Genomic DNA, 11,163 nt, shown 5'->3' on the forward strand with positions numbered 1-11,163 from the left:
GCCGGACCCAAGCGCCAAGCCCCACCCAAGCCGGCATCAGCAAACGACGCGACGAACCAGCTCACGCGGGCATCCGGCATTTGAGGCAACGAATAGCGCCGCGGGCATATTGACATGAGGCAACAGGCGGGCTTCGAGTTGCCCACCTTCGAGCGACAGACCCCTTCCGGCCGGCCCGGTTGTCGCGATGAGGTGGGCACAACGCCGGACCAATGATTGCCAAGACCGGTGAGTTACTCCGCCAGGTCGGTCAGAAGTAGGCCGGGTTGAAGAGGTCTTCGATGGTGTCGAACAGGGCCATAATCGCTCCGCTGTCCGCAACACCATGGGAAAAAGCGCCCAGCAGCGCTGCCCCGTCGTTGATGATGGAGCCTGCGTCCGATCCGTCAGGGATGGTGATCGTCGTGGTCAAGCCGGTGGTCGTCGCCACGCCGCTGGCGACCTCCTCCGGAGTCAACCCCAGGTATTCCACATGCGTGGTGAAGAAGTGGTAGAGACCGTTCCCGAGGGCGTCCAAAGGGCTGCCGCCGCCGGCGAGAACAGCGTTCCAATCCTCTTGCCAGTCGGCGACCCCGTCGGTGTCAATCGTGTAGACGGTCGTCGGGTACAGGTCATCGGGTGTGTAACCGGCAAGCAAGCCGCCTGGGGCGAATTGGTCTTCGTTGATGGCGGTGAGAACGTCGTCCGTGAGAGTCGTCCCGGTTGTTCCGCCGCCGAACAACTGGACCAAGTCTGCATAGATGTTCGTCGCGATGCCGTTCGCGTCACTCGGGTCGCCGATGAGCACGAAATGCAGGTCTTGCTGAGGAATGCCGTCTTGCGTAAGCATTTTCTCGGCCGCCGAAGCGGCGATGGCGCTCTGCGAGTATGCGAATACCGTCAGCGGATCGGAGGGACTCATCTCACCCGCGTTGTATTCGGCTTCGATCGCGTAAACGAGGTTCGTCTCATCTTGAAGGCTGCTCGGGCCGAACTCGAACACTTCCGGCGTCGTCAACACCTGCAACGAACCGTCGCACGGCAAGTTTCCGGCCATGTCGCAGATTGACGCGCTATCGGCGAACCCCAATGGCTCCAGCAGCAGCTTTTCGGCGGCCTCAACATAAGCCGTCGATGGTGTCGGTTCGGCAGTGCCGCCGAGGAACATCGCATTGGTGCTGCCTAACAAGGGGTCGGTCACATCGACGTCGGCGTGGGCCGACATGGATAGGGCGATCGAAACACCGGTCACACCGACGATCGGCGCGATGATGCGAAGACTTTTCAGCATGATGAACCTCAATCCACTTCTGCCGGTTGCAAATAGCGCACCTACGCCTGAGATAATGGCTTCTTACGCTTATCTGATGCCGCGCTAACAATAACCTCAGTTTGAGGTGTACAAGTGAGGAAATCTTTCTCGCTGCGGTGCGGAATGCGCCGCCTGCCCGCGCGACCTAGACCGGCAGCAGCTGGTCGATCACAGCTGCCAGCTGCTTGGCGGAGCGGCATTCGTGCATGGTGATGACTTCTTGGTAGCGCACCACCGCTGAGTCGCCGCTGTTCCAAAGGTGCTTGGGCTCGGGGTTGAGCCAGTGCGCGTGCCGGCTGGCGGTCACCATGTGGGCCAGCACTTGAGTGGCCGGATCGCGGTAGTTGGTGCGCCCGTCGCCGAGCACCAGCAGCGAGCTTCGCGGTGACAGCACGTTGTGGAACTGCTCGGTGAACGAGACAAACGCGTTGCCGTAATCGCTGTGACCGTCGCGGGTATAGACACCGGCCTCCCGGGTGATCCGCTGGATGGCCACGGCCAGATCGGCTTCCGGGCCGAACATGTGGGTGACCTCGTCGGTGGTGTCGATGAAGGCGAAGACCCGAACCCGGGAGAACTGCTGACGCAGCGCGTGCACCAACAGCAGGGTGAAGTGGCTGAACCCGGCGACCGACCCCGACACGTCGCACAGCACCACCAGTTCGGGACGCGCCGGGCGCGGCTTGCGCAGCACCAGGTCGATCGGCACGCCGCCGGTCGACATCGATTTGCGCAGCGTCTTGCGCAGGTCGATCGCACCGGCGCGGGAGCGGCGCCGCCGCGCGGCCAGCCTGGTCGCCAGCGTGCGGGCCAGCGGTTGCACGACCCGGCGCATCGCACGCAGCTGATCACCTGAGGCGCGCAGGAATTCGACGTTCTCGGATAGCTGTGGAATGCCGTACATCTGGACATGGTCACGCCCGAGTTGCTCGGCGGTGCGTCGCTTGGTCTCGGCGTCGACCATTTTCCGCAGCTGCGTGATCCTCTGTGCAGCAAGCGCTTTGGCGATCTGCTCCTGGGTCGGTGTCGGTTCGTCGCCGTACGGAGCGAGCAGGCCCGCCAGCAGCTTGCCCTCCAACTCGTCCAGCGCCATCGATTTGAGGGCCTGATACGACGAGTACGACGGGCCGCGGCTGGAGTTGTACTTGCCGTAGGCGTCGACGATTTGGGCGATCATCGCGACCAGCCGCTCATCCATGTCGGCGAGTTCGGGGTTGTCTGTCAGCAGATCCAGCAGCATCTGGCGCATCGCCTCGACGTCGTCGGGCGGAAGCTGGACGTCGGGATCGACGGCGTCCTCCTCGGTGACCAACGCGCGTGTGCCCAGCGCCGCCGGCCACCACAGGTCGAACATCGCATCATAGGTTTCGCGGTGCTCGGGCCGGCGCAGCACCGCGCACGCCAGACCTTCGCGCAGAATCTCGCGGTCACCGAGCCCGAGGACGCCCATCACCCTGCCGGCGTCCACGGTCTCCGACGGTCCGACCGAAATTCCTTGTGCACGTAGAGCTTCCACGAAGCCAACCAGATGACCCGGCAGGCCATGCGGGGCCAGCGGCCGGCTTGGGCGAACGCGGCGTACGGCCATCAGTTGTGCCTCAGTTCAGCCGTAGTTCGCCGATGGCGCGTTGCTGATCGGATTGATGCTTGAGCACGACACCCATGGTGGCGGCGATGGTCGCGTCATCGATGGTGTCCAAGCCGAGCGCCAGAATCGTGCGCCCCCAGTCGATGGTCTCGGCGACCGACGGCAGCTTCTTGAGCTGCATTCCGCGCAGCACTCCGATGATGCGCACCAACTCTTCGCCAATGTGGCCGGGCAGTTCGGGCACGCGGGACAACAGGATTCGACGTTCCAGGTCGGGGCTGGGGAAGTCGATGTGCAAGAACAGGCAGCGCCGTTTGAGCGCTTCGGACAGTTCGCGGGTGGCGTTGGAGGTGAGCACCACGAACGGCGTCCGCTCGGCGGTGATGGTGCCCAACTCCGGGATGGTGACCGCAAAGTCGGACAGCACCTCAAGAAGCAGACCCTCGATTTCGATGTCGGCCTTGTCGGTCTCGTCGACCAGCAGAACAGTGGGGTCGGTACGCCGGATCGCGGTCAGCAGCGGCCGCGAGAGCAGGAACTCCTCGGTGAAGACGTCGGTCTTGGTCTGGTCCCAGTCATCGGACCCGGCCTGGATACGCAGAATCTGCTTGGCGTGGTTCCACTCGTAGAGCGCGCGGGCTTCGTCGACACCTTCGTAGCACTGCAGGCGAACCAGACCGGATCCGGTGGCCTGCGCGACGGCGCGGGCCAGTTCGGTCTTGCCGACCCCGGCCGGGCCCTCCACCAGCAGGGGCTTACCCAGCCGGTCGGCGAGGAAAACGGCTGTCGCAGTGGCGGTGTCGGGCAGGTAACCGGTTTCGGCCAGCCGACGACCGACATCGTCGATATCGGCGAACAGCGGGACGGGCCGCGCAGGCACACTCACGTTTGTGTTTCTCCTCAGCTATGTCAGACCGGGCGGGTCTGGCCGTCTCCCCAACCGATCCATTTGGTCGAGGTAAGTTCCGAAAGCCCCATCGGGCCGCGGGCGTGCAGCTTCTGGGTGGAGATGCCGATCTCGGCACCGAAACCGAACTGCTCTCCGTCAGTGAACGAGGTCGACGCGTTCACCATCACCGCGGCCGCATCGACCCCTTCGGTGAACCGTTGGGCAGCAGCCATATTGGAGGTGACGATCGCCTCGGTGTGCCCGGTCCCGTATTCGTTGATGTGGGCGATGGCCTCATCGACACCATTGACGACCGCGACCGCGATGTCCATCGACAGGTATTCACGACGCAGGTTGGCGTCGTCGGGATCGAGATGCACGGTCACGCCGGCGTCTTGAAGCGCATTGATCAGCCGCGGCAGGGCTTGATCGGCGATCGCCGCGTCGACCAGCAACGTCTCGGCGGCATTACAGACACTCGGGCGACGAGTCTTCGAATTCAGCAGAATCCGTTCTGCCATCTCCAGATTGGCGGCGTCGTGAACGTAGACATGACAGTTTCCGACACCGGTCTCGATGGTCGGCACGTGTGCGTCGCGGACCACCGCATCTATCAGTCCCGCTCCCCCCCGCGGGATCACCACGTCGACCAATCCGCGTGCCTGGATCAGGTGAATGACGGTGGAGCGGTCGGCCGGCGACACCAGCTGGACGGCATCGGCAGGTAGATCCTCGCTGATGAGCGCTGCGCGAAGCACGTCGACCAGCGCCTGATTGGAATTCACCGCCGATGCGCTTCCGCGCAGCAGCGCAGCGTTACCGGACTTGAGCGCCAAACCGAAGGCGTCGACGGTGACGTTGGGCCTGCCCTCGTACACAATCCCAATCACGCCGAGCGGAACTCGCTGCTGGCGCAGGGCCAACCCGTTGGGCAGCGTATAGCCACGCAGCACCTCGCCCACCGGATCGGGTAGCCCGGCGACCTGGAGCAGCCCGGCGGCGATTCCCTCGACGCGCTGTGTATTGAGGGCGAGCCGGTCGAGCATCGCGGCCGGGGTGCCGTCGGCCTGCGCCGCACGGAGATCCTCACCGTTGGCCGCCAGGATGCGGTCCGTCTGGCCCACAATCTCCTCCGCGGCGACGCGCAGCGCGTGGTCTTTGGCAACGGTCGGCAGCGAGGCCAGCGCACGGGCGGCGACTCGGGCCCGGCGCGCGGCGTCGTGCACCTGCTGACGCAGGTCAGGAGGCGAGAATGCATGCACACTCATTAACTCAGGGTAATCAGTGTCGTGCGGCTCGGTTGACGCGGCTCTAAGCAAACGTCCCAGCCGACATCAATGTGGTGCGTCACCACGCAGCAAAAACGTGTTCGATGGTGGCCATCTCTCTGGCCGTAGTTACGATACGGCCTTACCTAAAGCGCTAACTCGTCAGCTGTCAACAATCCGAATCGAGACTCGATTGGTTCGCCGTCGTATTGGCCGTCGCTTGGGCGGCGCCACGGGTGCACTGTTAAGCGCCGCGTTCCTGCCCACAGCCGTAGCCTTCGCCGACAGCTACGAGATCATTCCCGATCCGAGTTCCACCGAACTGATCACCGGATTTTTCGGCGATCCCACGACTCCTCCCGCGGTCGCCGCAAGCATCCAGGGACAGCAGGTTTTCGAGGTTTATGACACGACGACCGGTCAGACGGTAGGAAGCTTCGACGCCGACGAAAGCACCCAGCCGTCGCTGTACGGCGCCGCCAATGAGTTACTCCTCGTCACCAAGGACCTGTCAGGCACCGCAGGCATCGCCACCGCTGATACGCCGCCAGTCGGCTCAGTGATAGACATCGCCAATTACGGTGGTGGCTACGAGACCATTTACTCTGCCCGCACCCCGCCCGGCGGCGACGTGGTCACGGACTCCTGGACGAACCCCTTCGGGGGCGGGTCCATTCCGGCCACTTATGACGTAGCAGTAGGCCTTGGCACTGACTCCGTGGACACCCCACCGGTGCACCTCATCGGCGGCTACGAGCTCGCTCCGGCCGCCGGAGTCAGCGAAAATATCACCTCAGTAACCGGGATGCCGCCCGCTGACCTCGCCGTCGAGGGAAATCAGCTATTCGACGTTGACAACGCCGCCGGCGATCAAGCGATCGGCTCGTTCGAAGGCGAGGTGACCAACACGTCGGATGTCTTGCTCAACTACACCGAGGAAATCCTCGTCACCCAGGACGTCTCGGGCACCGTAGGTAGCGCCGCCGGGGACACGCCAGCGGTCGACACCCTGTACAACGTCTTCTACCTTTTCGGTGACAGCTCGTTTTACAACCTCTACTCGGTGACACCTTCGTCGTCGGGCGACGTCGTCTCGGATACGTTGGTGAGCCCCTACGGCGAAATCAGTATTCCCATCCCGTACGACGCAGATACGGCACTGACCGTCAACTCATTCGCGGTCCCTTCTTACGACGAGAGCATCGTTCCGGTGGGCAGCGATCAGATCTTTGGAGTCAACGGGGTTCCGCCACTGAACTCAAGCGTCGAGATGTATCAGGAATTCGCCGTCGAGAACGCGTCCGGAAACACCATCGGAAACTTCGACGCCGACGTCACCACCACCACCGGCCTCCTCGCCAGTTCCACCGAGTCGGTTCTGGTCACCGCCGACTCGGGCGCCGCAGGCACCGCCGCCGGCGATCTTCCGCCGGTCGGCTCGGTGTTCGAGGTGGACAACTTCGGATTCGGCTACGAAACCGTCTATTCCGACCTGGTCTCGACGACTGGCCCGAACGTGATCTCGGAGACCTTGGTGACACCGATGGGCGACTTCGCCATCAACCCCACCATGGACCTTGCCGCAAACGTCGCCGACGGCTCATTCTTTGTCCCCAGTTGGCTCGCCGACTTGGCTACCGTTTTCTGACTCGGCAGCCCCACACCCCACGTCATTTTGCTGCTCGGACCACCCGCGATGTCTCTTTTCGCCGGTCTTCGATGATGCGGCCCAGCTCTTGCAGCAGTAACGGCGTACGCAGCACCAGATCTTCGATGTGCTCGCGCGCGATCTGCAGCGCGGTCACCTCTTCCAGCGCGTACGCGCCGGTCAGACTCGGTTGACGGGTGAGCGTGGTCAGCCCGAGGAATGAACCTTCCTCAAGCAGGCTGAGGGGAATGACCGAACCGTCCTCGGTGGTCGTGGTCAGGCGGATGCTGCCGTCGATCAAAAACGTCATCGCAGTAGGCACTTCGCCGACGTACTGCACGACTTCGTCGGTGCCGTACCGAACCATTTTCGCGTGCGGGATCAGTGCCTGCTGATCGGTGAGACTCAGCCGCAAGGCCGGCGCCACGACGGTTCGCATCGCCCCCTGCACCCGCGCAGGTGTCGAGAACTCGTCGGTGGCACCGTCGAGGTGTAGCTCCTCCCGACGTGCCGCGTACCAGATCCACCGCAGGAAGGTCGCTTTCGCGGCGCCGTCATCGGCAGGCGACTTCAGCGCGACGCTGACCTGATACTCACCGACACCGCTGGTCGTGGCCGTCGGTGCGACGTCGGGTTTGCGTTGCGGCAGCGCAGTCGCGACTCGTATCAGCAGTCGGCGCACCCGATCGGGCGAGTCGGCCACCGAGAACGTCGTCGCGATCGACAACTTGTGCGTGCCGGGCGGACGACTCATGTTCGTGAACGAAGTGGCAGCCAGCACCGAGTTCGGCGTGATCTGCAACCCGTGGCCGGTCTGGATATGGACGGCGCGCCAGTTCGCTTCCACGATGCGTCCGCGCGCCGCCGGGGTGTCCAGCCAGTCGCCAATCCGGAATGGCTGCTCGAACAACATGAACAAGCCGGACACGATCTGACCGACGGAGTTCTGCAGCATCAGGCCGATGACGACCGAGGTCACGCCCAGCGCGGTGAACAAGCCGGCTACGCGCACACCCCAGACGTAGGAGAAGATGAGTGTAAGCCCGATCGCAATCAGCAAAAACCTTGTGACGTCCCGGAATATCGTCGGCACCCGCTTGCGCCAGGTGCCCTCGGGCGCACCCTCGAACACGGTGGCGTTGAGGCCGGACAACACCAGTAGCAGCACCACGAAGCCGAATACCGTCGCCAGCACCCGGATTGAGTTGAACTGCGCGGGCACCCGCGCGACCCCGACCAGGAGCACCAACAGCGCCGCCAACGGCACGATGTAACGGCGCAGCAGATTGACCGGTCTGGCCAATGCGCTGTGCCTGCGCGCCAGGAAGTTGTGCCATTCGGTGAGGCTGATCAGCAGGATGGGGAGCCCGAGCGCCAACCCTCCGGCCCAGTACAACCACGACGGATCCACGGCGTTCACCTGCGGTCCGCCAGGCGCCAAATCGGTTGTTCCACGCCGTCGACGGTGACGGTTCCCGCCGGGGTGAACTGGCGGATGTCGCGCATCACCTCGTACACATCTGAGGTGACGTAGACTCCGGAATCTGATGCGCCACTGCGCATCTGGTGCGCCAGATTCACCGCGGCGCCCCACATGTCGTAGATGACGCTGGACCTGCCGACCAATCCGCTGATCACGTTGCCGGTGTTGACGCCGGCTCGAACGCCGAGATGATAGCCCTTACCGCTGTTGAAGCGCTCGATGATGCGCTGCATCTCGATGGCGAAGTCGATGGTTCGGGGCACGCTATCGAGCCGCGGCACGTTCAATCCGCAGCTGGCCAGGTAGCCGTTGTGCACGGTGCGAATCGGCTCGACGCCAAGGGTTTCGGCCGCCGAATCGAGTTCACGCATCAACTCGTCGACGATCCCGACCAATTCGTCGCCGGACAAACCGATCGAGATCTCGTCGAGGCCGATGATGTCCGCGAAGATGATCGTGACGTCCTGGTGCTCTTGTGCGATGGTCTCTTCACCATCGCGGTAGCGCTGCGCAACGGGTTCGGGCATCAACGACAACAGCAAGCGGTCGTTTTCATTGCGCTGTTCGGTGAGCAAGCCTTCCTTGATCTTCAGATTCCGGCTCATCTCGTTGAAAGCGACTGTGAGGGACCCGATTTCATCTTTCGAGGTGACCGGTATCGTCACCTCGTAGTTGCCGGCGCTGATTTCCTCCGCCCCGGCCCGCAGTCGCCGGATGGGCTGTACGAACACATGGGCGATCAGCATCGCGAGCACGCACAGGACGAAAACCAAAGCCGCGGCCGTCACGATCAGAGTCCGGGTGAATGCTTCGATCCGGGAATTGGCCTCGGAGCTGTCCCGGGTCGCCAAGATCGACCAGCGCAGATCTGAATTCGGCACCTCCAGCGGACCGTAGGCCGCGAGTTCGTGGTCGCCCAGATAGCCGGTATCCATGACTGTTCCGGTCTGGCCCCGTTGCGCGGCGTGAAACGCCTCGGTCTGCACCGGCTGGACCAGTGTGGTGCCGTGCCACCGCAACGCTTCGGCGACGATGTCAGGCGGTGTGCCTGCGGCTATCGCGTCGCGTTGATATTTCTCGGGGTCTTGCAGAAACAGCCGGGAATCAGAACGCATCAGGCCGTCCGGACCGGCCAGGTAGGTCTCGGCCGTCGCGCCCATGCCCGCGGTTTTCCAGTGCTGATCGGCGGTCATGATTCGGTTGACTTTCGAGATCGGCAGCGGAAGCGCCATAACCCCTGCCGCCTTGCCTCCGACGTCGATCGGTGACACCAGCCACGCAATGGGCATTCCGGCGGCGGCCTGAAACGGCTGAAAGTCGGTGATCCACACGAAATCGACCGCGTCGGCAGCAATCGCCTTCTCATATGCGTCGCCCAGGTTCGATTCGCGGTACGGACCGGTCAGGATGTTGGTGCCCAGCGCAGGGCCTTTGTTCACGCTGTAGATCACATTGCCCCGGGTGTCGAGCAACATTGCGTCACGGTATTCGAAGCGGGTCGCGATCTCGCGAAAGTAATTGTTGAAGCGGGCATTCGCGGCCGACCATGCGCTGCCGTCGCCCGCGTCGTCGGGTGGGGGCGACGTGGCGGACGATCGGATCGTGTAATGGGTTTGGAGATATCTCTGGGCGTTGCTGCTGGGCAACAGCGCGGCCATGTCCAGCTTCTGGCCGGTTGTCTGCTGGATCGGTTTGATCAGCTTGTTGGTGTAGTAGGTCTCCAATGCCTGCTGCTCGCCGGGATCGGTCGGCGCGTCGGCCAATTGGTCGAATCCGGCGGTGAAGGCCGTCACGGCTTCTTCGGCGGTCGACCCGCGGGTGTAAACGATCAGCGAATTCGTCAGGTCTGCGAACAACATTTCAACCGCGCGCTTCTGCGCCTCGCGCAGTTGCGTCATGCGTTCGGCGGCGACCGGCATCAGCAAGCGGCGGCCGGATACATATTCGACGGCGCCGATCACCCCCAGCGAGGCCAGGCTCGATACCAGCAGGATCAGCATGATCTTCGACTGAATGCTCAACCGGGACAGCGGCCGCCGATAACGACGACTGCCCTTTTCGGCCAGCACGGTTTCTTCGTGCGGCGCCGGATCAGTTGAGACCTGCGGCGTCAATCGACGTCCTTTCGCTGCCGGGCCAAAAAGCCCAGATCACGCAGCAGAATATCGCGAGCCGAGTAGTGAAAACGGTTTTGCCGAAAACCGTTATCAATACGTCGTTTGTATATTCGAACGGCACTCCATAACGTCGGCGCAATGACACGGGTATGCGTGGTCGGCAGCGTGAATATGGACATCGGGTTCGATGTCGACACGTTGCCCGGCGCGGGCGAGACCGCGCTGGCGAAGTCGGTGCGCTCGACACCAGGTGGCAAGGGCGCCAATCAAGCCGTGGCGGCCGCGCGCGCCGGCGCCCACGTGCAGTTCGTCGGCGCCGTCGGCGACGACCCGTCGGCGGCACAATTGCGCGACCACCTCAACGCCAACAGGGTCGGCACCGACGGGCTGATCACCGTATCCGGGCGCAGCGGAACCGCAGTCGTCATCGTCGACTCGGCCGGCGAGAACGTCGTCGTCGTCGCTCCGGGCGCCAACGGCGGGCTGACGCTGGACCCGGTGTTGTTGCGCAAGCTTGTCGCGGACTGCGATGTGTTGTTGCTGCAGTTGGAGATTCCGGTCGCCACGGCGACAGCGGCTGCCCGGGCAGCCCGCTCAGCCGGGGTGACCGTCATTCTCAACGCCTCACCGTCCGGCGGCGACGAAGCGGAGTTGGCGCAGTTGGCCGAGCTGACCGACGTCTTGGTGGTCAACGAAACCGAAGACGCGCACTGGGTTTGGCCCGTCCCGCATCGTGTCACCACCCGCGGCGCACGCGGTGCCGACTACGTCGGCGCTGATGCGGAATTCCGCTTTGCCGCACCGGTCGTCGATGCGCTCGACACGTCTGGCGCCGGCGACGTGTTCGCCGGTGTGCTGGCCGCCGGCTGGACCATCGAC

Annotated in this window: 8 protein-coding genes; 2 read left to right on the forward strand and 6 right to left on the reverse strand. The window is 63.6% G+C overall.

Translation table 11 applies throughout. The annotated features are described in order from the left end of the window. Positions 1-250: 250 nt before the first annotated feature. From WAN02_RS10915 to WAN02_RS10930, 4 genes are all read right to left on the reverse strand, one after another. The gene (locus WAN02_RS10915) at positions 251-1,270 is read right to left on the reverse strand and encodes a PE-PPE domain-containing protein (protein WP_422264177.1); all 1,020 of its coding nucleotides are present in this window, start codon (positions 1,268-1,270) and stop codon (positions 251-253) included. A 166-nt stretch (positions 1,271-1,436) separates the two neighbouring features. Beyond that, a complete protein-coding gene (locus WAN02_RS10920; protein WP_422264179.1) occupies positions 1,437-2,879 on the reverse strand; it encodes a vWA domain-containing protein in 1,443 nt (480 codons plus the stop codon). A 10-nt stretch (positions 2,880-2,889) separates the two neighbouring features. Further along, the gene (locus tag WAN02_RS10925) at positions 2,890-3,765 is read right to left on the reverse strand and encodes an AAA family ATPase (protein ID WP_422264180.1); all 876 of its coding nucleotides are present in this window, start codon (positions 3,763-3,765) and stop codon (positions 2,890-2,892) included. Positions 3,766-3,788: 23 nt separating this feature from the next. Then, complete coding sequence (locus WAN02_RS10930; RefSeq protein ID WP_422264181.1) at positions 3,789-5,036, reverse strand: glutamate-5-semialdehyde dehydrogenase; 1,248 nt, start codon at positions 5,034-5,036, stop codon at positions 3,789-3,791. Positions 5,037-5,256: 220 nt separating this feature from the next. Between WAN02_RS10930 and WAN02_RS10935 the strand changes: the two genes are divergently transcribed. After that, the gene (locus WAN02_RS10935) at positions 5,257-6,684 is read left to right on the forward strand and encodes a hypothetical protein (RefSeq protein ID WP_422264182.1); all 1,428 of its coding nucleotides are present in this window, start codon (positions 5,257-5,259) and stop codon (positions 6,682-6,684) included. 22 nt (positions 6,685-6,706) lie between these two features. Here WAN02_RS10935 and WAN02_RS10940 read toward each other — a convergent pair whose 3' ends face one another. Together WAN02_RS10940 and WAN02_RS10945 are read right to left on the reverse strand one after the other, a co-directional pair. Further along, a complete protein-coding gene (locus WAN02_RS10940; RefSeq protein ID WP_422264183.1) occupies positions 6,707-8,104 on the reverse strand; it encodes a mechanosensitive ion channel domain-containing protein in 1,398 nt (465 codons plus the stop codon). Then, a complete protein-coding gene (locus tag WAN02_RS10945; RefSeq protein ID WP_422264184.1) occupies positions 8,101-10,281 on the reverse strand; it encodes an adenylate/guanylate cyclase domain-containing protein in 2,181 nt (726 codons plus the stop codon). The genes WAN02_RS10940 and WAN02_RS10945 overlap by 4 nt, the downstream gene beginning before the upstream one ends. Positions 10,282-10,422: 141 nt before the next feature. On the opposite strand from WAN02_RS10945, the gene WAN02_RS10950 reads away from it, so the two are divergent. Beyond that, positions 10,423-11,163, forward strand: a 741-nt coding sequence (locus tag WAN02_RS10950) for a PfkB family carbohydrate kinase (protein ID WP_422264185.1), incomplete at its 3' end; no start/stop codon positions are given.

Origin of the sequence: Mycobacterium sp., from assembly GCF_049281135.1 — a bacterium.
Classification (GTDB): domain Bacteria; phylum Actinomycetota; class Actinomycetes; order Mycobacteriales; family Mycobacteriaceae; genus Mycobacterium.

Bases quoted from the DNA above. Each gene is read 5' to 3' on its own strand.
- WAN02_RS10930 (WP_422264181.1), bottom strand. From the start codon at position 5,036: ATGAGTGTGCATGCATTCTCGCCTCCTGACCTGCGTCAGCAGGTGCAC.
- WAN02_RS10920 (WP_422264179.1), bottom strand. From the start codon at position 2,879: ATGGCCGTACGCCGCGTTCGCCCAAGCCGGCCGCTGGCCCCGCATGGC.
- WAN02_RS10915 (WP_422264177.1), bottom strand. From the start codon at position 1,270: ATGCTGAAAAGTCTTCGCATCATCGCGCCGATCGTCGGTGTGACCGGT.